Annotated in this window: 18 protein-coding genes; 9 read left to right on the plus strand and 9 right to left on the minus strand. The window is 72.2% G+C overall.

Going from position 1 to position 20,950, the window contains the following annotated elements:
• Entirely contained in the window at positions 1–561 is a 561-nt protein-coding gene (locus FJ694_RS04775) for a PH domain-containing protein (RefSeq protein ID WP_157264753.1), read from the minus strand.
• A 111-nt stretch (positions 562–672) separates the two neighbouring features.
• Positions 673–1,506 (minus strand): histidine phosphatase family protein, encoded by an 834-nt coding sequence (locus FJ694_RS04780; protein ID WP_157264755.1) that lies wholly within the window; start codon positions 1,504–1,506, stop codon positions 673–675.
• On the opposite strand from FJ694_RS04780, the gene FJ694_RS04785 reads away from it, so the two are divergent.
• From FJ694_RS04785 to FJ694_RS04800, 4 genes are all read left to right on the plus strand, one after another.
• Positions 1,505–2,158 carry an ABC transporter ATP-binding protein gene (locus tag FJ694_RS04785; RefSeq protein WP_157264757.1) on the plus strand — a complete coding sequence of 218 codons (654 nt, stop codon included), beginning with the start codon at positions 1,505–1,507 and terminating at the stop codon, positions 2,156–2,158. The two genes, FJ694_RS04780 and FJ694_RS04785, sit on opposite strands and share 2 nt — an antisense overlap.
• On the plus strand, positions 2,155–4,659 hold the full coding sequence (locus tag FJ694_RS04790) for an FtsX-like permease family protein (protein WP_157264759.1): 2,505 nt from the start codon (positions 2,155–2,157) through the stop codon (positions 4,657–4,659). The genes FJ694_RS04785 and FJ694_RS04790 overlap by 4 nt, the downstream gene beginning before the upstream one ends.
• 366 nt (positions 4,660–5,025) lie before the next feature.
• Complete coding sequence (locus tag FJ694_RS04795) at positions 5,026–6,585, plus strand: sulfatase family protein (RefSeq protein ID WP_157264761.1); 1,560 nt, start codon at positions 5,026–5,028, stop codon at positions 6,583–6,585.
• A 185-nt stretch (positions 6,586–6,770) separates the two neighbouring features.
• A complete protein-coding gene (locus FJ694_RS04800; RefSeq protein WP_232539898.1) occupies positions 6,771–7,913 on the plus strand; it encodes a lipocalin-like domain-containing protein in 1,143 nt (380 codons plus the stop codon).
• Here the strand turns inward: FJ694_RS04800 and FJ694_RS04805 are convergent.
• The 5 genes from FJ694_RS04805 to FJ694_RS04825 all read right to left on the minus strand — a co-directional run bounded on the left by FJ694_RS04805 (position 7,868) and on the right by FJ694_RS04825 (position 13,890).
• Positions 7,868–8,683 carry a GGDEF domain-containing protein gene (locus FJ694_RS04805; protein ID WP_157264765.1) on the minus strand — a complete coding sequence of 272 codons (816 nt, stop codon included), beginning with the start codon at positions 8,681–8,683 and terminating at the stop codon, positions 7,868–7,870. The two genes, FJ694_RS04800 and FJ694_RS04805, sit on opposite strands and share 46 nt — an antisense overlap.
• A 212-nt stretch (positions 8,684–8,895) precedes the next feature.
• The gene (locus FJ694_RS04810) at positions 8,896–10,365 is read right to left on the minus strand and encodes a DHA2 family efflux MFS transporter permease subunit (protein ID WP_232539907.1); all 1,470 of its coding nucleotides are present in this window, start codon (positions 10,363–10,365) and stop codon (positions 8,896–8,898) included.
• 110 nt (positions 10,366–10,475) lie between these two features.
• Entirely contained in the window at positions 10,476–11,777 is a 1,302-nt protein-coding gene (locus FJ694_RS04815) for an HlyD family secretion protein (protein ID WP_157264767.1), read from the minus strand.
• Positions 11,778–11,833: 56 nt separating this feature from the next.
• The gene (locus tag FJ694_RS04820) at positions 11,834–13,306 is read right to left on the minus strand and encodes an efflux transporter outer membrane subunit (RefSeq protein WP_157264769.1); all 1,473 of its coding nucleotides are present in this window, start codon (positions 13,304–13,306) and stop codon (positions 11,834–11,836) included.
• Positions 13,303–13,890, minus strand: a complete 588-nt coding sequence (locus tag FJ694_RS04825) for a MarR family winged helix-turn-helix transcriptional regulator (protein ID WP_157264978.1) — start codon at positions 13,888–13,890, stop codon at positions 13,303–13,305. Before FJ694_RS04825 ends, FJ694_RS04820 begins: the two co-directional genes overlap by 4 nt.
• A gap of 92 nt (positions 13,891–13,982) precedes the next feature.
• Between FJ694_RS04825 and FJ694_RS04830 the strand changes: the two genes are divergently transcribed.
• The 5 genes from FJ694_RS04830 to FJ694_RS04850 all read left to right on the plus strand — a co-directional run bounded on the left by FJ694_RS04830 (position 13,983) and on the right by FJ694_RS04850 (position 18,923).
• A complete protein-coding gene (locus FJ694_RS04830) occupies positions 13,983–15,794 on the plus strand; it encodes an ABC transporter transmembrane domain-containing protein (protein WP_157264771.1) in 1,812 nt (603 codons plus the stop codon).
• A gap of 108 nt (positions 15,795–15,902) precedes the next feature.
• A complete protein-coding gene (locus FJ694_RS04835; RefSeq protein ID WP_157264773.1) occupies positions 15,903–16,583 on the plus strand; it encodes a YiaD family glycine zipper/OmpA-like lipoprotein in 681 nt (226 codons plus the stop codon).
• Between the two features lie 116 nt (positions 16,584–16,699).
• On the plus strand, positions 16,700–17,677 hold the full coding sequence (locus FJ694_RS04840) for a thymidylate synthase (RefSeq protein WP_157264775.1): 978 nt from the start codon (positions 16,700–16,702) through the stop codon (positions 17,675–17,677).
• A gap of 113 nt (positions 17,678–17,790) precedes the next feature.
• Positions 17,791–18,288 carry a dihydrofolate reductase gene (locus tag FJ694_RS04845; RefSeq protein WP_157264777.1) on the plus strand — a complete coding sequence of 166 codons (498 nt, stop codon included), beginning with the start codon at positions 17,791–17,793 and terminating at the stop codon, positions 18,286–18,288.
• 56 nt (positions 18,289–18,344) lie between these two features.
• Positions 18,345–18,923 (plus strand): DUF4337 domain-containing protein, encoded by a 579-nt coding sequence (locus FJ694_RS04850; RefSeq protein ID WP_157264779.1) that lies wholly within the window; start codon positions 18,345–18,347, stop codon positions 18,921–18,923.
• Positions 18,924–19,016: 93 nt separating this feature from the next.
• Here FJ694_RS04850 and FJ694_RS04855 read toward each other — a convergent pair whose 3' ends face one another.
• Together FJ694_RS04855 and FJ694_RS04860 are read right to left on the minus strand one after the other, a co-directional pair.
• Positions 19,017–19,637 carry a hypothetical protein gene (locus FJ694_RS04855; protein ID WP_232539900.1) on the minus strand — a complete coding sequence of 207 codons (621 nt, stop codon included), beginning with the start codon at positions 19,635–19,637 and terminating at the stop codon, positions 19,017–19,019.
• A 55-nt stretch (positions 19,638–19,692) separates the two neighbouring features.
• Positions 19,693–20,862, minus strand: coding sequence for a zinc-dependent alcohol dehydrogenase (locus tag FJ694_RS04860; protein WP_157264781.1), 1,170 nt, complete (start codon positions 20,860–20,862; stop codon positions 19,693–19,695).
• Positions 20,863–20,950: the final 88 nt, after the last annotated feature.

The raw sequence follows: 20,950 nt of genomic DNA on the forward strand, positions 1-20,950 counted from the left end.
TCAGTGGCGCTGCCTGCGCATGCGCGCCCGGACTTCGATGGCGAACTCGCTGGGGGACGGCGGCGAAATCAGCGTCAATTGCGGGCCGTGGCGGATTTCCAGCCGCCGCAGCGACAGCGCCGGCGCCGTGGCCGGGTTGTAGCTGCTGCGCATCGACTTGATTTCCTTGTACGGAATTTCCCAGCGCTGCACGCCGCAGCGCACCAGCACGTGGTCCGGCATGAGCGTGTAGCGGCAGGGCAGCGCCGTCAGCCGCAATACCAGCGTCAGGAAAATGCCGAAAACCCAGGCCAGCTCGTTTTCCTGCACGATGCCTTCATACAGGATGCCCGCGTAAATCAGGACGAGCAAAAGCACGATCCATAAATCCACGCGGGACTTGTAAGTCACGGGCGGCAAGAAGTTTTGGTCCGCTTCGTACTGCTCGGTGTCACTGAAACGTTCGCGGGAGCGCATGAAATTTCCAGAGCAGCCGTGCCCTAACCGGTAAAGGACCCATGGTGCGGCTTGCAGGAACCTTGCTGCAATCCGTGTGCCCCATGCGCCCGGCAGACGGCGCACGATTCGTGACGTCCATCACGGAAATGGCCGACTTGTCGTCGCCGGGACGCGACAGCGGCCCTGACGGGCGTGTGGAGTCGCGCGGCGGCATGGTCAAGGCGTGGAGGCCGCTCAGCGCAGGGCCGCCGCCGACGGGATTTCCGACACGCCCAGGAACGGCCAGTCGCCCAGGCGCAATGTCGCGATCAACTCGAAGCGGTCCGGGCCCAGCGGCCGGAACACGGCGATGGTGCCCATCTCGATCAGGTCCAGCACCGGGTGCACGGCGTAATTGCCGCGCTGCGCATGCGACACCAGCACGGTATTCGTCCCGGCTTCGGGCGGCGTGGACAACTCCTTCCTGTACGCCGCCAGCAACTCCTGCCGATCGCGGCCCATGCTGGTCCAGGTCATGAAATCGTTGAGGTTTTCCGAGGTCTGCACCGGCCCCAGGCGCAACAGTTCGGCGCTTTTCTGGGCGCGACATAAATTTCCCGCCACGACCCGGCCGACGGGAATCTTCAGGTCACGCATGTAGGTGCCGACCAGGTTGGCCTCGACCGTGCCGCGCGGGCTGATGCGGCGCTGCTCGCGGCAATCCTTCCAGTATTCCCTGTTGGCGTAATTGTCCTCGCCCACGTCGGCATGGGTGTGGCGCATGAACAATATGAAACCGCCGGTGCGCAGCAATTCCAGCAAAGGCTTGCCGGGCTCGGGGGTGCGGGATTGGGCAGCGGCTGCAAATGAAATACAGAGCAGTAGAGCAGTCCGCAAAATATCAGCCAGTTTCTTCACCACACTGTGACTCCACGATATTGAAATGGTTTTCATGCCAAAATAGTTCCCTGGAAGTGCAGGCGGACAAAAAACCATCGAAACCCATTTTCGGTGCGCTACCGCACTGAGATAGGCCCCGGTTTTGCTGATAACGTCCACAGCGTCTGTGAAATCCATCACAACTTCCATGCTTCAAATCAAGTCCTTAGAAAAACACTACGCCTCCACCCCCGTCTTCACCGGCGTGAGCCTGGAGGCCGCGCCGGGCGACTTCATTGCCATCCTGGGAGAGTCGGGCGTGGGCAAGTCCACGCTGCTGAACTGCATCGCCGGGCTGGACGAGGCCGGCGGCGGCTCGGTCCGGCTTGACGGCGTGGACGTGTTCCAGCTCGGCGAGGAGGCGCGCGCGCGCTGGCGCCGGGAGAAGCTCGGCTTCGTGTTCCAGGCGTTCCACGTGCTGCCGCACCTGTCGGTGAGCCAGAACGTCGCCCTGCCCCTGCTGCTGCTGCAGCGCCCCGACCCCGCGCGCGTGCGGCACATGCTGGCCGTGGTCGGGCTGGAGGGCTTCGACGACCGCCTGCCGCGCACGCTCTCCGGCGGGCAGTTGCAGCGCGTGGCCATCGCGCGGGCGCTGGTGCACAAGCCGGCGCTGCTGCTGGCCGACGAGCCCACCGGCAACCTCGATCCGGGCACCGCCGAGCGCGTGCTCACCCTGCTGCTGGAACAGGCGCGCGCCGAAGGCGCCATCTGCCTGCTGGTCACGCACTCCCAGGCCGCGGCCCGGCGCGCCGACCGCGCGCTGCGCCTGACCGCCACCGGCTTCGAGGCGGTGACGGCGTGAATCAGTGGCTGATCCAGCTGGTGCTGCCCGAGTGGCGGGCGCACCCGTGGCGGCTGGCGGTGGCGGTGCTGTCGGTGGCGCTGGGCGTGGCGCTGGCCTTCTCGGTGCAGCTCATCAACCGCTCCGCGCTGGACGAGTTCTCCAATGCCGCGCGCGCCGCCGCCGGCGAGCCCGACCTGAGCCTGCGCAGCCCGGCACTCGACGGCTTCGACGACGCCTGGTTCGAGCGCGTCGCGCTCTCGCCGCTGGTGCAGGCCGCCAGTCCGGTGCTGGAGGTGGACGCCGCCGCGCTCGACGCCGCCGGGCAGCGCGTCAGCCTGAAGCTGCTGGGCGTGGACGCGCTGCGCGTGGCGCCGCTGGCCGCGTCGCTGATGCCGGTGCCGATGAAGGGCGCCGCGCTCACCGCCTTCCTGGAACCCGACGCCGTTTTCCTCAACCCGGCCGCGCTCAAGCGCCTCGGCCTGCAGCCCGGTGCCGAGCTGGCACTGCAGCAGGGGCTGGAGCGGCGCGCGTTCCGCGTGCTGGGCACCGTCACGGCCGGCGGCGCGCCGCTGGCGGTGATGGACATCGCCGCGGCGCAGGCGCGCTTCGCGCCGGGTCGGCTGTCGCGGGTGGACATCCGGCTCGCCGCCGGCGCCGACGCCGCCGCGCTGCGCCGCGCGCTGGCGCTGCCCGGCGACCTGCAGCTGGCCGAGCCGGGCACGGCGGCGCAGCGGGTGTCGGACCTGTCGCGCGCCTACCGCGTCAACCTGACGGTGCTGGCGCTGGTGGCGCTGTTCGTCGGCGGCTTCCTGGTGTTCTCGGTGCTGGCGCTGTCGGTGTCGCAGCGCACGCCGCAGTTGGCGCTGCTGGGCGTGCTGGGCCTGTCGCCGGCGCAGCGCCGGCGCCTGGTGCTGGCCGAGTCGGCCGCCATCGGGGTGCTGGGCAGCGGCATCGGGCTGGCGCTGGGCACGGCGCTGGCCGCGCTGGCGCTGCGCTGGCTCGCCGGCGACCTGGGCGGCGGCTATTTCCCGGGCATCGCCCCGCCGCTGCGCTTTTCCGTGCCGGCGGCGCTGGTGTTCGGCGCGCTGGGCGTGGTGGCGGCGCTGGCCGGCGGCTGGTGGCCGGCGCAGCTGGCCGCGCGCATGGCGCCGGCGCAGGCGCTCAAGGGACTCGGCGGCACCCTCGCCCCAGCCCCGGCCTGGCGCGCGCCGGCGCTGCTAGCGCTGGGCGGGCTGCTGGCGCTGCTGCCGCCGGTGCTGGACCTGCCACTGCCGGCCTACGCCTCGGTGGCCTGCCTGCTGCTGGGCGGCATCGCCATCGTGCCGGCTGCGGTGACGCTGCTGCTGGCCCGGCTGAAGCCGCGCGGCGCGCTGGCGCTGCTGGCGGTGCAGCGCGCGCGCCACGAGCAGCACGCCGCCGCGGTGGCCATGGCCGGCGTGGTGTCGAGCCTGAGCCTGGCGGTGGCGCTGACGGTGATGGTGGCGAGCTTTCGCAACGGCGTGGCGCAGTGGCTCGACGCGGTGCTGCCGGCCGACCTGTACGTGCGCGGCGGCACGCAGGGCCAGGGTGACACCGCCTTCCTGCCGCCGGGCTTCGTGGCCGCGGCGGCGCGGGTCGAGGGCGTGGCGCGCGTCGAGGGCATCCGCGCCCGGCCGCTGCAGCTCGACCCGGCGCGGCCGGCGGTGACGCTGGTGGCGCGGCCCATCGCCGACCCGGCGCGCGACCTGCCCCTGCTCGGCCGCCCGATCGCCGCCCCGCCGGGCGATGCCCTGCCGGCCGTGTACGTGAGCGAGGCCATGGTGGACCTCTACGGCGCCCGGCCCGGCACCGAGCTGCGGCTGCCGCTGGGCACGGGCGCGCCCGTGGCGGTGCGGGTGCTTGGCGTGTGGCGCGACTACGCGCGCCAGTTCGGCGCCGTGGCCCTGGACGACGCGGCGTACCGGCGCCTGACCGGCGACGCGCGCGTCAACGACCTGGCGCTGTGGCTCGCGCCCGACGCGGCGCTGGACAGCGTGCAGCAGCGGCTGCGCGCGCTCGTGCCCGACGCCGGCCTGCTGGAGTTCGCGCAGCCGGGCGAGATCCGGCGCATCTCGCTGGGCATCTTCGACCGCAGCTTCGCCGTCACCTACTACCTGCAGGCCGTGGCCATCGGCATCGGGCTGTTCGGCATCGCCGCCAGCTTCTCGGCGCAGGTGATGGCGCGCCGGCGCGAGTTCGGGCTGCTCGCGCACCTGGGCTTCACCCGGCGCCAGGTCGTCGGCGTGGTCGGCGGCGAAGGCGCGGCCTGGACCGCCGCCGGGGCGCTGGTCGGGCTCGGCCTCGGGATCCTGGTCAGCGTGGTGCTGGTGAAGGTCGTGAATCCGCAGAGCTTCCACTGGACCATGGAGCTGCTGCTGCCCTGGGCACGGCTGGGCCTGCTGTGCGCGGCGGTGGTCGCGGCCGGCACCCTGACCGCCGCGCTCAGCGCCCGCGCCGCCGCCGGGCGCGACGCGGTGCTGGCGGTCAAAGAGGACTGGTAGGGCCGCCCGGCCCGGCAGGCCCGGCCCGCGCCGCCGCCCCGTGCCTGCTGGCGCACTCAGGAAAACCGCCCGGCGGGTTCGCGTTCCCGCGGGCGGCGTTTCCCCTGCAATTGCACGCCTTCGAATGCGGGCACGGCCACGCCAGCCGCCCCCTGCATATTCGTCGGCCCGGCGCGCCCTGAAGCACTGTTTACGATTTGTCGGGGTTATTTCCGGCCCGGGCCGCTAAAACGGCCTTTCCAGCCGGCGGCGGCTTCGAACCGATATACCCGGGACACACCCGAATATCCCCGAACCCGGATAACGGCCAGGAAAGATTCAGTTGCTTTTGGACCACTCTCGGAAAACAGGAAGGAACCCGCCGCGATGAAGTCGTTATTGATCTTGCGATGGCTGCTGGGGCCGCTGGCGGCACTGGCGCTGGGCGCGCTGCTGGCCGGGCCGGCCGCGGCGCAGGGGCGGCCCAACATCCTGTACATCCTGGTGGACGACATGGAGCACGAGCTCTACCAGTACCTGCCCAAGACGCGTGCGCTCATCGAGCAGCAGGGCGTGCTCTTCAACCAGAATTTCACGAGCCTGTCGCTGTGCTGCCCCTCGCGCGTGAGCACGCTGCGCGGCCAGTATGCGCACAACACCGGCATATTCACCAATGCTTGGCCCAACGGCGGTTTCGCCAAGTTCCATACCGACGGGCTGGAGAATTCCACCGTCGCCACCTGGCTGCAGGGCGCGGGTTACCGCACCGCGCTGATCGGCAAATACCTCAACGGCTATCCCAATACCGATGTGGGCCCGCATTACATTCCGCCGGGCTGGAGCTACTGGTGGAGCCCCAACGGGGGCAAGCCCTACACCCAGTACAACTACAGCATCAATTTCAACGGCCGCACCGTCAGCTACGGCAACCGCGCCGCGGACCACTTCAACGACGTGCTCACGGCCCAGGCCAACGCCTTCATGCGCGAGTCGGCGGCCGACGCCGCGAAGAAGCCCTTCTTCCTGTTCCTCAACCCGACGCTGCCGCACGTGCCGGCCAATGCGCCCAAGCGCTACACCGGGCTGCTCACCGACGTGAAGATGCCGCGCCCGCCCTCGTTCAACGAGGCCGACGTCAGCGACAAGCCATCCTGGCTGCGCCGGCTGCCGCTGCTCACCAGCTCGCAGATCGCGCACATGGAGATGAACTACGTCAAGCGCCGGCAGTCGCTGCTGGCGGTGGACGACATGGTCGAGAGCCTGGTCAAGACGCTGCGCGACACCGGGCAGCTGGCCAACACCTACGTCTTCTTCAGCTCGGACAACGGCTGGCACCAGGGCCAGCACCGGCTGCCGCTGGGCAAGTCGCGCCTGTACGAGGAGGACATCCGCGTGCCGCTGGCCGTGCGCGGCCCGGGCATCGCGGTCGGGCGCACGGTGAACAAGCTCAGCGCCAACGTGGACCTGGCCCCCACCTTCGCGCAGATCGCCGGCGTCGCGCCGCCGGCCTACGTGGACGGGCGTTCGCTGGTGCCGCTGTTCGCCGGCCCGAATCCGCCCACTTGGCGCCAGGCGCTGCTGCTGGAGAGCCACACCGGCAACGCCGGCGAGGCCGCCGAGAGCGACCCCGCCGGCAGCCCCGGCACCGACCCCGGGCTGCTGGAGCCGCCCGACCAGGACGCCGCGGTGCTGGCGCCCTCGCCGGCCTTCGTCTACCGCGGCCTGCGCACGGCCTTCGGCTCCACCTTCGCGCTCTACGACATCGGCGAGGGCGAGTACTACGACCTCTACCTCGACCCGTACCAGCTGACCAACCGCTACAACGGCATGAACGCCACGCTCAAGGCCGCGCTCACGGACCAGCTCAACGCCATGCGCAACGCCGCGGGCCAGGCGCTGCGCAACGCCGAGGAGGTGCCCGCCGGCCGCCGCCCGGGCAGCCGCTGAAGCGAAGGATTTCCAGGTTATGGGGTGGCGCTGCGCTCCGGGCAGCGCCTTCTGGGCGCCGGTGCCTTGCGACGAGGGCCCGGCGCTTTTTCTTTTCCCCCGCTGCGCTACAGGCCGCATTGCACGGGCACGGGCATGACGCCGCGGCGGCTCGCCGCCTGCCCCGGCTGCCTACCATGCCGTCCATGCTCTCCCGCCGCCGCCTGCTCACGCTCCTGCCCGCCGCCTGCCCCGCCCTTGCCCCGGCAGCCGAGTCCACCGGCGCCATCGGGGCGCCGCGCGGTGCCCCCGAGGACAGCTCGGTCAGCCCGCGCGAACTGATCTTCCCGCGCGACTTCGGCGCCCACAACGGCGTGCGCACCGAGTGGTGGTACGCCACCGGCACGCTGCAGACGGGCGCCGGCGAGACGCTGGGCTTCCAGCTCACGTTCTTCCGCAGCAACACCGGCCTGGGTGCGCGCGACGGCGGCCGCTTCGCGCCGCGGCAGCTGCTCTCCGCCCACGCGGCGCTGAGCGAGATCACCGCCGGCAAGCTGCACCATGCCCAGCGCCTGGCGCGCTGGAACGAGGATCCGGACGCGCCGCTGGCCGCGGCCTCCAGCCGCGACACCGACGTCTTCATCGGCGACTGGTTCTTCAGGCGCAGCGGCGGCGCCGGCGCCAGCCGCTACCGCGCGCGGCTGGCCGACCGCGACGCCGGCTTCGCCTATGAGCTGGAGCTGGCCGCCACGCAGCCACTGCTGCTGCAGGGCGACGGCGGCTTCAGCCGCAAGGGCCCGGAGCCCGAGCAGGCCAGCCACTACTACTCCGAGCCGCAGCTCGCCGTCTCCGGCACGCTCTGGCGCGGCCAGCGGCGCGAGGACGTGCGCGGCAAGGCCTGGCTGGACCACGAGTGGAGCATCGCCATCCTGCACCCGCAGGCGGCGGGCTGGGACTGGATCGGCATGAACCTGGACGACGGCAGCGCGCTCATGGCCTTCCGCATCCGGCACCGCGACGGCAGCGCGCTGTGGGCCGGCGGCGCCTTTCGGCCCGCGGGCGGCACGGCGCGCGAGTTCAAGCCACAGGAGCTGCGCTTCACGCCGGGGCGCACCTGGCAGAGCCCGGGCTCGCAGGCACGCTACCCGGTGCAGTGGACGGTGGACACGCCCGCGGGCCGCTTCGAGGTGCACGCGCTGCTGGACGCGCAGGAGCTCGATGCGCGCAGCTCCACCGCGGCGATCTACTGGGAGGGCCTGTGCGAGCTGCGCGACGCGGCGTCGGGCCGCCGCGTCGGCGCGGGTTACTTGGAGATGACGGGGTACGCCTCGCCGTTGCGCCTGGGCTGAATCGGCGCGGCGCGCACGCAGTTGCGGCCGGCTTCCTTGGCCGCGTGCAGCGCGCCGTCGGCGTCGCCCAGCAGCGCCTCCAGCGCGGTGTGGCCCGCGCCCAGCGAGGCCACGCCCACGCTGACCGTGGTGCCCACGGCGGCGCCCTTCCAGTGCACCTGCAGCTCGGCCACCGTCTCGCGGATGCGCTCGGCCACGTCGAGCGCGCCCAGCGGGTCGGTCTGCGGCAGCAGCACCGACAGCGCCTCGCCGCTGAAGCGCGCCAGCACGTCGGGGCTGCGCAGCTGCCGTGCGCTGGCCTGCACGATCTCGCGCAGCAGCGCGTCGCCGCAGCTACGGCCGAAGCGGTCGTTGATGTTGCGGAAGCGGTCGGCGTCCACCAGCAGCAGCGCGCAGTCGGCGTCGTAGCGGCGCGCGCGCGAGAACTCGCGCTCGGCCAGTTGCAGGAAGCAGTCGCGGTTGAAGGCGCCGGTGAGCTCGTCGCGCGTGGCGCGCACCTCCAGCGCGGAGTTCTGGCTTTGCAGCTCCTGCAGATGCTGCAGCAGCGGCATGCACAGCAGCGGCGGCAGCGCCAGGCCGCAGGCGGCCGCGGCCAGCATCAGCTGGCTGGTGTCGGCCGCGCCCAGCAGCGCGTGCAGCGCAAAGGCCAGGCCCTCGCACAGCGCAACGCTGGGCAACAGCAGCAACAGCGTGACTCGCCAGGGCCCCAGGCCCAGCACCCGGCGGCGCAAACGCTGCCGGCGGGAACGTTCGGGGGTGCTCGCGTGCATGGGAAAGATGTCCATCGGCCGAAAAAACGCAAATCCCGAGACCTGCTCCAGTGCAGGACGGCAGTGCGGCAGCGGCAAACGGCGCGCCGCCCACGTAAAGGCAATTTACAGGGCCAGGCCCGGCCCTGGCGAGGGCAAGGGCCCGTGCCCGGCATCGCCTTGTGCGCGCCGGCGCACTCGCGTGCCAGGCTGCCGGGCGGCGTGCCGGCGCGTCAATGCGCGCCACCCGCGTCCGCCCCGGCCACGCCGCGCGCCGGGCGCTTCGTGAACCAGATCAGCACGATCAGCAGCAGGAACACCCCGGCCGAGGCCAGGAAGATGTCGTCGGCCGCGCGCGTGAAGGCCTGCTGGTCCACCAGGCGGTTGATCTGGCCCCAGGCCTGCTCGGTGCTCAAGCCCGCGCCTTCCAGCCGCGCCACCGCCTCGGCCGCCGCGGGGCTGCCCTGCCCCAGGCTCTCGGCGTACTGCGCGTGGTGCAGCGAGGCGCGTGTGTTCCACAGCGTGGTGGCGATGGAGGTGCCCATGGCGCCGGCGGTGATGCGCACGAAGTTGCTCAAGCCCGCGGCCGACGGGATGCGCTCCGGCGCCAGCCCGCTGAGCGTGAGCGTGGTCAGCGGGATGAAGAAGAAGGCCATGGCCGCGCCCTGCATCAGCGTCGGGATCAGGATGTGCGCGAAGTCGGTCTGCGTGGTGAAGTGCGAGCGCAGCCACAGCACCAGCGCGAAGCCGATGAAGGCGCCCGTGGCCATGCGGCGCGGGTCCCACTGGCTGACCTTCTTGCCCACCAGCGGCGTCAGCACGATGGCCAGCACCCCCACCGGCGCCAGCGCCCAGCCCGCGGCGGTGGCGGTGTAGCCCATCCACTGCTGCAGCCACAGCGGCATCAGCACCACGTTGCCGAAGAACACGCCGTAGGCCACCGACAGCGACAGCGCGCCGAAGGCGAAGTTGCGCCCGGCAAACAGCCGCAGGTCCACCACCGGGTGCTCGGCGGTGAGCTCCCAGACGATGAAGACGGCCAGCCCGATCGCCGCCGCCAGCGCCAGCGCCACGATCAGCCCGGAATGAAACCAGTCCTCCTCGTGCCCCTTGTCGAGCATGAGCTGCAGCGCGCCCACCCACAGCACCAGCAGCGCCAGGCCGATGGTGTCGATGGGCAGCTTGCGCACCGGCGTCTCGCGGTCCTTGTAGATGCCCCAGGTCACGGCCGCGGCGGCCAGGCCCACGGGGATGTTGATGTAGAAGATCCAGGGCCAGGAGATGTGGTCCGTGATCCAGCCGCCCAGCAGCGGCCCGGCCACGGGTGCGACCAGCGTGGTCACGCCCCACAGCGCCAGCGCCGTGCCGGCCTTCTCGCGCGGGTAGCTCGCCAGCAGCAGCGTCTGCGACAGCGGGATCATCGGCCCGGCCACCGCGCCCTGCAGCACCCGGAAGGCGATCAGCAGCTCCAGCGACGGCGCGAAGCCGCACAGCCACGAGGCCAGCACGAACAGCAGCACGCTCCAGGTGAAGAGCCGCACCGCGCCGAAGCGCTGCGTGAGCCAGCCCGTCAGCGGCACGGAGATGGCGTTGGCCACGCCGAAGCTGGTGATGACCCAGGTGCCCTGCGTCGGGCTCACGCCCAGGTCGCCGGCGATGGCCGGCAGCGAGACGTTGGCGATCGAGCTGTCGAGCACGTTCATGAACGTGGCCAGCGACAGCGACAGCGTGCCCAGCACCAGCGCCGGGCCGTACAGCGGCGGCGGCGCGGCTTGGCCCGGGGCGGCGCCGGGCGCCGCGGGAGCAGCGGCGCTCACGAGGCCGGCCCCGTCCTCGGCGCGGCCGCGGCGCGCGGCGCGGCCGCCGTGCCCAGGTTGGCGTCGATGATGCGCTGCACGTCGGCCTCGGCCTCGCGCTCGTGCGGCGTCGGCGCCGGGTGGGCGCCCGCGCCATCGGACGCGGCGGCCGAAGCGGGCGCGGCGCGCGGCGTGTCGGCCAGCACCTTGCCGTCCTGGTTGCGCACGTCCACCGTCACGTCCATGGACAGGCCCACGCGCAGCGGGTTCTGCTGCAGCTCCTTCGGGTCGAGCTCGATGCGCACCGGCACGCGCTGCACCACCTTGATCCAGTTGCCCGTGGCGTTCTGCGCCGGGATCAGCGAGAAGGCCGCGCCCGTGCCCGCGCCCAGGCCGACGACGCGGCCGTGGTACTCGACCTTGCCGCCGTACACGTCGGCTTCGAGCGTGGCGGGCTGGCCGATGCGCAGCTTGCGCAGCTGCACTTCCTTGAAGTTGGCATCGACCCAGCTCTGCCCCAGGGTCACGACCGACATCAGCGGCGCGCCGGCCTGCACGCGCTGGCCCAGCTGCACGCTGCGCCGCGCCACGTAGCCGTCCACCGGCGCGGTCAGCTCGGTGCGCTGCAGCGCCAGGTGCGCCTCGCGCACGCGCGCCGCGGCGCGCTGCACGTTGGGATGCTCCTGCACCGGGGTGTCGTCGGTGAGCGCGCGCGCCGAGGCGAGCTGCTCGCGCGCGGCCTGCACCGCCGACTCGGCCGCCGCCACGGCGCTCTGCGCCGCGGCGCGCTGCGCCAGCGCGTGGTTGAACTCCTCGCGCCCCACCGCGCCGCTGGCCAGCAGCGGCTCGCGCCGGCGCACGTCGTCCTGCGCGCGGGCCAGGTCGGCGCGGGCGCGCCCGGCATCGGCCTGGCGCAGCGCCACGGTGGCCTGCAGCGCGGCGTTGTTGGCGTAGAGGGTGCGCACCTCGCGCACGGTCTGCGCCAGCGTGGCCTGCGCCTGCTCCAGCGCCACGCGCGCGTCGGCGCTGTCGAGCCGCACCAGCGGCTGGCCGGCGCGCACGAAGTCGGTGTCCTGCACCAGCACCTGCTGCACCGTGCCGGCCAGCTGCGGCGTGATCTGCACCACGTCGGCCTGCACGTAGGCGTTGTCGGTGGTCTCGAAGCCGCGGGCCACGGCCAGGTGCCAGCCGCCCCAGGCCAGGCCGCCCACGGTCACGGCGGCGGCGATGGCCAGCAGGCCCTTCTTGCGGGTCTGGTGGCGCCGGGATTGCTTCGGATCGGGCTGCGCGCCTTGCGCATCGGCGGGGGTGTTGCTCATGACGGCGTCTCGGTGATTCGTTCGGTTCCGGAGGTGGCGCTTGGGGCGGGCCGGTGTCAGCGCGCGGCCACGGGCGTCGCGGTTGCCAGCGGGGTGGTCGCCGCCGCGGGGCCTTCGGTCTGCCAGCCGCCGCCCAGCGCGCGCAGCAGCGCGACCTGAGCGTCGAGGCTGCGCGCCTGCAGCTCGGCGGCCAGGCGCCGTTGCGCCAGCAACGGCCCTTCGGCGCTGAGCACGGTCAGCCGGCTCGACAGCCCCGCGCCGTAGCGCTGCACCGCCAGGCCGTACGCGGCCTCGGCGCTTTCCTGCGCGGCGGCCTGCTCGCGGCGTTGCGCCTGCAACGACTGCAGCGTGGTCAGCGCGTCGGCGGCCTCGCGCACCGCCTCCAGCAGCGCGTTGTTGTAGGCGAGCACCGCGGCGTCGAGGTCGGCCTGGCGGGCGTGCAGGTTGGCGCGCAGCCGCCCGGCGTCGAGGATCGGCAGCCGGATGGCCGGGCCCACGCCCCACTGCCGGCTGCCGGCCTGCACCAGGCTGTCCAGCCCGATGGCGTTGAAGCCGACGAAGGCGGTGAGGTTCACGTCCGGATAGAACTGCGTGCGCGCCACGGCCACGTCCTGCGCCGCGGCCTCCACGCGCTCGCGCGCGGCCACGATGTCGGGACGGCGGCCCAGCAGGTCGGCGCCCAGCACGGCGGGCAGCGCCAGCGGCTGCAGCGCGGCCAGCCGCGCGTCGAGCGACGCCAGCGCCTGCGGCGGTTGCGCCGTCAAGGCGGCCAGCTGGTGCCGCACCAGCGCGATCTGCTCCTGCAGCTGCTCGATCTGCAGCCGGGCCTCGGGCAGGCTGCCCTCGCTCTGGCGCAGCTCGACGCTGGTGTCCAGGCCGTTGCGCACGCGCTGCTGCACCAGGGACAGCAGCCCCTCGCGCTGCGCCAGCGCCTGGCGCGCCACCTCGCGCTGCGCCTGCAGCTGCGCCAGCGCGACGTAGGCGCGCGTGACCTGCGCGGCCAGCAGCGTGCGGGCGGCGGCCGCGTCGGCCTGCGCGGCGCGCTGCGCGCCCAGGGCGGCTTCGAGCGCGGCGCGGTGGCGGCCGAAGAAGTCCAGCTCCCACTGCAGGCCGGCCTGCAGGTTGGCGGTGGTGCGGACGCTGCCGGCCAGCGGCGGCGGGTAGATGCCGTTGGCGCTGAAGCGCTGGCGCGTGGCGTCGAAAGCGGCATTGACGCCGGGGCGCGAGCTGGCGCCTGCCGCTTCCGCCGCGGCCGCGGCGCGGGCAATGCGCGCCTGCGCCGCCTGCAGGTTGGGCTGCTCGGCCAGGGCGCGCTCGACCAGGCCGTCGAGCGTGGCGTCGCTGAAACTGCGCCACCAGTCGGGCGCGACCTGCAGCGCGGTGGGCGCATCGGCCTGCAGCCCGACGGCCGGGGCTTGCAGCAGCGGCGCGGGCGGCTTCGACGGCCCCGGGCTGGCGCAGCCGGCCAGGAACGCGGCAAGCGCGATGGCGGCCGCCGGCGCGGCGGCGCGCAAGGTGCGAGTGTTCATTCGGCGTCTTCTTCGGAAGTCGGCGCCGCCGGCGCGGCGGCCTGCAGCGATTCGGCGTTGGCCAGCATGCGGCGCAGCAGCGACAGCAGCGTCTGCCACTCGTCGAAGCTGAAGCCGGCCAGGTGCTCGTTGAGCACCTGCGACAGCACCTTGGGCACCTCGCCGGCCGCCTGGCGGCCGGCCTCGGTCAGCGCCACGTTGACCACGCGCCGGTCCTCGGTGCTGCGGCTGCGGGTGATGAAACCCTTCTTCTCCAGCCGGTCGAGCATGCGCGTGGCCGCGCCCGGATCGATGCTGACCTGCCGCGCCACCTGCGCCGTCGTGGCGGCGCCGCCGGCCTTGAGCAGCACGAACAGCGGCATCCACTGCCCGTGCGTGAGCTCATGGGGCTCCAGCCGCGCATCGGCCTGGCCGGCGATGGACTGCAGCACGCGGCGCATGAGGTAGCCGACGCTGTCCTCGGCGCAGTAGCTGCCCCCGTAGAAGGCGGCGGGCACGGCCGGCGCACCGGGCGCCGCGGCGCAAGCCACCGGCACAGGCCCATCGGCGGGCAGCGAAGAGCTATGGGACGGGATGTCGGACATGATGGACAAGACAATAATTGCCTAGGCAATCTTTGTCAAGGCAAACACCCATTGACGGCGGGGGCCGGCGAGGCGCTGCCTACACTGGCGGGATGGCCCGAAAAAGAAACCGAACCGCCGACGGCGACCGTCCGCGCGCGCAGCGCGTGGGCGCGCTGGCGAGCTTGAAACCCTTCCTGAAGCCCTATCGCGGCCGCATCGCGCTGGCGGCGCTGCTGCTGGTGTGCGCGGCGGCGACGACGCTGGTGTTCCCGATGGCGCTGCGCGGGCTCATCGACCAGGGCCTGGTGCCCATCTCGGCCGAGGAGCGGGTGATGCTCATGCGCGGCCACTTCCTGGCGCTGTTCGGCGTGGGCGCGGCGCTGGCCGTGTTCTCGGCCGGGCGCTTCTACATGGTGAGCTGGCTGGGCGAGCGCGTGACGGCCGACCTGCGCAACGCCGTGTACGCGCGCGTGCTGCGCCAGGCGCCGGCCTTCTTCGAGCACACCGCCACCGGCGAGGTGCTCAGCCGCCTCACCACCGACACCACGCTGGTGCAGACGGTGGTGGGGTCGAGCCTGTCGCTGGGCCTGCGCAACAGCGTGATGGGGCTGGGCGCGCTGGGCATGCTGGTGGTGACCAACCCGCGCGTGATGACGCAGGTGCTCGGGGTGCTGGTGCTGGTGGTGCTGCCCTCGATCTATTTCGGGCGGCGGGTGCGGCGCCTGTCGCGCGCCAGCCAGGACCGCGTGGCCGACAGCAGCGCCATCGCCGCCGAGGTGCTCAACGCCATGCCGGTGGTGCAGTCCTACGGGCAGGAGGGGCGCGAGTCGGACCGCTTCGCCGCGGCCACCGAGCGCGCCTTCGACACCGCGCGCAACCGCACCCGGGTGCGCGCCTTCCTGGTGGCCTTCATCATCGCGGGCACCTTCGCGGCGCTGCTGTGGGGCCTGTACCAGGGCACGCAGGCGGTGATGGAGGGACGCATCAGCGCCGGCCACCTGGGGCAGACGGTGGTGTACGTGATCATTCTGGTGGGCAGCGTGGCGGTGCTGTCGGAAGTGCATGGCGACCTGCTGCGCGCCGCGGGCGCCACCGAGAGGCTGATGGAGCTGCTGCACGCCGATGCCGCCATCGGGCAAGCCGAGCACCCGCGCGCGCTGCCGCCGGCCCGGGGCGGCTCCGCGGTGCGGTTCCAGAACGTGCGTTTCAGCTACCCATCGCGGCCCGACCAGCCTTCGCTGGACGGTGTGTCGCTGGACATCCGTCCCGGCGAGACGGTGGCGCTGGTCGGCCCCAGCGGCGCGGGCAAGAGCACGCTGCTGCAGCTGCTGCTGCGCTTCTACGACCCGCAGCAGGGCCGCATCACGCTCGACGGCGTGGAGCTGCGCGAGGCGGCGCTCGACGAGCTGCGCGCGCGCATCGCGCTGGTGCCGCAGGACAGCGTGGTGTTCGCCGCCAGCGCGCTGGAGAACATCCGCTACGGCCGCCCCGACGCGAGCGAAGCCGAGGTCGTCGCCGCAGCCCGGGCGGCGCATGCGCACGAGTTCATCAGCGCCCTGCCGGAGGGCTACTCGACGTTCCTGGGCGAGCGCGGCGTGCGCCTGTCCGGGGGGCAGCGCCAGCGCATCAGCATCGCGCGGGCGCTGCTGAAGGACCCGCCACTGCTGCTGCTCGACGAGGCCACCAGCGCGCTCGACGCCGAGAGCGAGCGCATGGTGCAGGCGGCGCTGGAGGGCGCGATGCGCGGGCGCACCACGCTCGTGATCGCGCACCGGCTGGCCACCGTGCAGCGGGCGGACCGCATCGTCGTGCTCGAGGCGGGCGGCATCGTGGACGTCGGCACCCATGCCGAGCTGGTGGCACGCGGCGGGCTGTACGCTCGACTGGCGGCGATGCAGTTCGACCTGCGGCCGGCGGCGTGAAGCGGGCCGGGCCGCGGGTCATGGGCACGTCGAGTGCTCACCGCGCGTTTGGCGGGCGCCCCAGGGCGCCCCGTCTCCAATAACCCTCTGCAGAGGAGAGAGAGCCGTATGAACATCCCGACCCTGACCCTGTCCCCCCTTCGTCCCGCCCTGGCGCTGCTGGGCGCCGCCGTGCTGGCTGCCGGCTGCGCCACGCCGGGCGGCATGAGCGAGACCCAGCGCGGCACCGCCATCGGCGCGGGCGCCGGCGCGGTCACCGGCGCCGTCATCGGCCGCGCCACCGGCCACAACAACACCGCGCGCGGCGCCGTCATCGGCGGCGCGCTGGGCGCCATCGCCGGCAACGTCTGGTCGCGCCGCATGGAGGAAAAGCGCGTGGCCATGCAGCAGGCCACACAGGGCACGGGCATCGAGGTCAGCCGCACCGCCAACGAGGAGCTGCGCGTGAACGTGCCGGCGGACTTCAGCTTCGACACCGGCCGCGCCGACATCAAGCCGCAGATGCGCCCGGTGCTCGACCAGTTCGCGCGCGGGCTCGACGCCAACCAGGTGGTGCGCGTGGTCGGCCACACCGACTCCACCGGCAGCGACGCCATCAACAACCCGCTGTCGGTGAACCGTGCCAACGCCGTGCGCGACTACCTGGTCATGCGCGGCGTGCCCGCGGCGCGCATCACCACCGAGGGCCGCGGCAGCTACGAGCCCGTGGCCGACAACGGCTCCGACGCCGGCCGCGCGCGCAACCGGCGCGTGGAGCTGTTCCTGCGCGACACGCAGCCCGCGGGCTGATCGCGTCACTTGCCACGGCCCGCGCCGGGCCGTGGCGCCGGGGCGACGGGCGGGCGGTGCGCGGCCCCTACACTTGCGCGCCTTGCGAACCGCCCGCCCTTGAGCCCGCCCAAGAAGTGAAGAGCTATCTCGAACTCGTCCAGACCGTCCTCGACCAGGGCAGCTGGCAGGACAACCGCACGGGAGTGCGCACGCTGAGCCTGCCCGGCGCCATGTTGCGCTTCGACCTGCAGCAGGGCTTCCCGGCCGTCACCACCAAGAAGCTGGCCTTCAAGACCGCCATCGGCGAGCTGGTCGGCTTCCTGCGCGCCAGCCGCAGCGCCGCCGACTTCCGCGCCCTGGGCTGCAAGGTCTGGGACCAGAACGCCAACGAGAACCAGGCCTGGCTCAATAACCCCTACCGCCTGGGCGACGACGACCTCGGCCCCGTCTACGGCGTGCAGTGGCGCCAGTGGCCGGCCTACAAGCTGCTCGACCCGGGCGCGACGGCGCAGGTCGAGGACGCCCTGAAGCGCGGCTACCGGCGCGTCGGCCTGGTGCAGGGCGAGGACGGCGGCGCGGGCGGCGTGCTGCTCTACAAGGCGGTGGACCAGCTGCGCCAGTGCCTGGACACGATCGTCAACAACCCGTCGGACCGCCGCATCCTGTTCCATGGCTGGAACTGGGCGCAGATCGAGGAGATGGCGCTGCCGCCGTGCCACCTGCTCTACCAGTTCCTGCCCAACGCGAGCAAGCGCGAGATCTCGCTGTGCCTGTACGTGCGCAGCAACGACCTGGGGCTGGGCACGCCCTTCAACCTGGCCGAGGGCGCGGCGCTGCTGCACCTGGTGGGCCGGCTCACGGGCTACACGCCGCGCTGGTTCAGCTACTTCGTGGGCGATGCCCACATCTACGAGAACCACCTCGACATGCTGCGCGAGCAGCTCGCGCGCGAGCCGCTGGCGCCGCCGCGGCTGGTGCTCTCCGAGCGCATTCCCGACTTCGCCGTGACCGGCCGCTACGAGCCGCAGTGGCTGGAACAGGTCGAACCCGGTGATTTCTCACTCGAAGGCTACCGCCACCACCCGCCGCTGACGGCGCCGATGGCGGTGTAATACGCGCTTCATGCCGGCGGCGGACCATCGCGTTCCGTCGCCTCGGCCGCCGGCCCCGGCCCCGGCCTTCCCAGCCCGACCGGCGCGCGCCACGCGCCCTTGCCTGAACCCCGATGAAACTGATCCTCGTCGCCGCCATGGCGCGCAACGGCGTGATCGGGCGCGACAACGCCATGCCCTGGCGGCTGCCCGAGGACCTGCAGCATTTCCGTGCGCTGACGATGGGCGCGCCCGTGGTCATGGGCCGCCTGACCTGGGACTCGCTGCCCGCGCGCTTCAAGCCGCTGCCCGGGCGGCGCAACGTCGTCGTCACGCGCAATCCGGAATGGCGCGCCGACGGCGCCGAGGCCGCGCACTCGCTGCAGGAGGCGCTGCAGCGCCTGGCCGACGCGCCGGCGGTGTTCGTCACCGGCGGGGCGCAGCTCTACGCGCAGGCGCTGGCGTTCGCCGACGAGCTCGTGCTCACCGAGATCGACCGCGACTTCGAGGGCGACACGCGCTTCCCCGACTTCGACCGCAACCGCTTCGCCGAGGTGGCGCGCGAAACGCACCGCGCCGCGCCGCCCAACGATTTCGACTTCGCCTTCGTCACCTACCGGCGCCGGGGCTGAGGCAGCCAGCCCGGTCCGCGCCGAATCAACAAAACCATCCAGGGAGGATTTCCGACATGTCCGGCCACGGTTTCCACGTCCACGGTCCGCACGACCACGAGCTCGAACACGCCGCGCACCATGGCGGCAAGGACCCGTTCCAGGGCCGCATCGCCGTGACCACGGCGATCCTGGCCACCGTGGGCGCGCTCTTCGGCTACATGGGCGGCGCCACGCAGGCCAACGCCACGCTCTACAAGAACAACGCCGCGATCAAGAAGACCGAGGCGTCGAACCAGTGGAACTACTACCAGGCCAAGAGCAGCAAGCAGAACCTGGCCGAGCTGTCGCTGCAACTGGTGTCCGAGGAGAAGAAGCCGGACGTGCGCAAGGAGATCGACCGCTACAAGTCGGAGAAGGCGGAGATCAAGGAAGGCGCCGACAAGCTCGAAGCCGAGGCGCGCGACTGGGACCGGCAGTCCGACGACCAGATCCACCTGCACCACCGCTGGGCCCAGGCGACGACGGCGCTGCAGGTGTCGATCGCGCTGGCGGCCATCGCGCTGCTGACGCGGCGCAAGTGGCTGGAGATGGGCATGTACGGCGTCGCCGGCGTGGGCGGCCTGCTGGGCGTGGCCGCGGCGATGCATTGGTGACGGGCGACGCGGGCAGCCGCCGCGCGACGCCATGAAGAAGGGCCCTGACGGGCCCTTTGTCTTTTCAGCCGGGTGGCGGCTTCTGCAGCGGGGTCAATGCAGCGTGTACGGCCGCAGCGCCTCCGGCGTGCGCATGTCGTCGGGCATGTCGAAGGTGCCCACCGCGGCGCCGCGCATGCATTCCGGGTCCTGCGGCAGGCCGCTGCGGTCGCTGTAGTCGTGGCTGGCCTGGGCCTGGCGCACCGCCTGCGCCTTGGGCACGGCCGTGGCGCAGGCCACGTCCAGCGCCGTGACGCCGGCCACCGCCACGGCGGCCGACAGCGCGCGGCGGCGTTGCGACTCGTCGCCCGCGATGGCGCGCGTGCCCAGCGTGGCGAGGTCGAGCGCGTCGCCGGCGACGCGGCCCCACAGCCAGGGCGTGGGGTCCTTCGCGAACAGCAGGCCCACGCCGGTGGCGATCTCGCGCCAGCCGTAGGCCTTGACCAGCGACTCGTGCGCGTGCAGCCCGGTGGCGCGCGCCATCAGCCGCGGCGCCAGCACCTCGGCCAGGCCCAGGCCGATGCTGAACCAGCCCAGGCCGCGCGCCAGGCGGCGCGAGGGCAGCATGTGGCCGTCGTCGGGCACGCGGCCCAGCCGCAGCCGCGTCTCGGCACTCGGGCTGTACACGCCGCTGGGGACGCCGCTCTCGGTCAGGGAAGTCTGCTGTTGCTGCATGGCAAGGCTCCTGGGCTGTGAAGGGATGGCCGGTGGTGCGTGAAGAGGGCCGGCATCAGGGCTTGAGCACCACCTTGATGCAGCCATCCTGCTTGTCGCGGAAGGTCGTGTACATCTGCGGTCCCTGTTCCAGCCCGACGGTGTGGGTAATGACGAAGGAAGGGTCGATCTGCCCTTCCTGGATGCGGCGCAGCAGATCCTCGGCCCAGCGGTTGACGTGGGTCTGGCCAGTGCGCACGGTCAGGCCCTTGTTCATGAGCGCGCCGAAGGGCACCTTGTCGATGAGGCCGCCGTACACGCCGGGAATGGAGAGCACGCCGGCGGGGCGGCAGACGTAGATCATTTCGCGCAGCACGTGGGCGCGGTCGCTCTCCAGCATCAGCGCCTGCTTGGCGCGGTCGTACATGGAGTCGATGCTGCGCGTGGCGTGGGCTTCCATGCCCACGGCGTCGATGCACTTCTCGGGGCCCTTGCCCTGGGTCAGCTCGGCCAGGCGCTCGATGACGCTCTCGTTGTCGAAGTCGATGGTGATGGCCCCGCCGGCGCGCGCCATCTCCAGCCGCTCCGGGACATGGTCGATGCAGATGACCTGCTTGGCGCCCAGCAGCAAGGCGCTCCTCACCGCGAACTGCCCCACCGGCCCGGCGCCCCAGATCGCCACCGTGTCGGTGGGCTGGATGTCGCACTGCACGGCGGCCTGCCAGCCCGTGGGGAAGATGTCGCCCAGGAAGAGCACCTGCTCGTCGGTGAGCCCGTCGGGAATCTTGACCGGCGCGAAGTCGGCATAGGGCACGCGCACGTACTCGGCCTGGCCGCCGGGATAGCCGCCGGTGAGGTGGGTGTAGCCGAAGAGGCCGGCGGTGGTGTGGCCGAACACCTTGTCGGCCACGTCCTTGTTGCGGTTGGTGCGCTCGCAGACGCTGAAATTGCCACGCCGGCACTGGTCACACTCGCCGCAGCAGATGGTGAACGGGACGACGACGCGGTCGCCGACCTTGAGCTTCTTGTTCTCGGGGCCGACCTCGACGACCTCGCCCATGAACTCGTGGCCGACGATGTCGCCCTTCATCATCCCGGGCATGAAGCCGTCGAAGAGGTGCAGGTCCGAGCCGCAGATGGCGCAGGAGGTGACCTTGATGATGGCATCGCGCCCCTCCTCGATCTTCGGGTCGGGCACGTTGTCGCAGCGGATGTCCTTCTTGCCGTGGTAGCAGAGAGCGCGCATTTCGGTCGTCCTTTCGCACGGGGGCTTCGTCGGGTGTGCGAAGGGCGGCAAGGGGCGTTCCTGTGCTGGGGTAGGCTCAAGCCGATCG

The organism is Azohydromonas aeria (assembly GCF_009760915.1).
GTDB classification, from domain to species: Bacteria; Pseudomonadota; Gammaproteobacteria; order Burkholderiales; family Burkholderiaceae_C; genus Azohydromonas; species Azohydromonas aeria.

Bases quoted from the DNA above. Each gene is read 5' to 3' on its own strand.
- FJ694_RS04860 (WP_157264781.1), bottom strand. From the start codon at position 20,862: ATGCGCGCTCTCTGCTACCACGGCAAGAAGGACATCCGCTGCGACAAC.
- FJ694_RS04850 (WP_157264779.1), top strand. From the start codon at position 18,345: ATGTCCGGCCACGGTTTCCACGTCCACGGTCCGCACGACCACGAGCTC.
- FJ694_RS04805 (WP_157264765.1), bottom strand. From the start codon at position 8,683: ATGCACGCGAGCACCCCCGAACGTTCCCGCCGGCAGCGTTTGCGCCGC.
- FJ694_RS04845 (WP_157264777.1), top strand. From the start codon at position 17,791: ATGAAACTGATCCTCGTCGCCGCCATGGCGCGCAACGGCGTGATCGGG.
- FJ694_RS04810 (WP_232539907.1), bottom strand. From the start codon at position 10,365: ATGAACGTGCTCGACAGCTCGATCGCCAACGTCTCGCTGCCGGCCATC.
- FJ694_RS04830 (WP_157264771.1), top strand. From the start codon at position 13,983: ATGGCCCGAAAAAGAAACCGAACCGCCGACGGCGACCGTCCGCGCGCG.
- FJ694_RS04780 (WP_157264755.1), bottom strand. From the start codon at position 1,506: ATGGAAGTTGTGATGGATTTCACAGACGCTGTGGACGTTATCAGCAAA.
- FJ694_RS04820 (WP_157264769.1), bottom strand. From the start codon at position 13,306: ATGAACACTCGCACCTTGCGCGCCGCCGCGCCGGCGGCCGCCATCGCG.
- FJ694_RS04800 (WP_232539898.1), top strand. From the start codon at position 6,771: ATGCTCTCCCGCCGCCGCCTGCTCACGCTCCTGCCCGCCGCCTGCCCC.
- FJ694_RS04855 (WP_232539900.1), bottom strand. From the start codon at position 19,637: ATGCAGCAACAGCAGACTTCCCTGACCGAGAGCGGCGTCCCCAGCGGC.
- FJ694_RS04785 (WP_157264757.1), top strand. From the start codon at position 1,505: ATGCTTCAAATCAAGTCCTTAGAAAAACACTACGCCTCCACCCCCGTC.
- FJ694_RS04795 (WP_157264761.1), top strand. From the start codon at position 5,026: ATGAAGTCGTTATTGATCTTGCGATGGCTGCTGGGGCCGCTGGCGGCA.
- FJ694_RS04835 (WP_157264773.1), top strand. From the start codon at position 15,903: ATGAACATCCCGACCCTGACCCTGTCCCCCCTTCGTCCCGCCCTGGCG.
- FJ694_RS04825 (WP_157264978.1), bottom strand. From the start codon at position 13,890: ATGTCCGACATCCCGTCCCATAGCTCTTCGCTGCCCGCCGATGGGCCT.
- FJ694_RS04815 (WP_157264767.1), bottom strand. From the start codon at position 11,777: ATGAGCAACACCCCCGCCGATGCGCAAGGCGCGCAGCCCGATCCGAAG.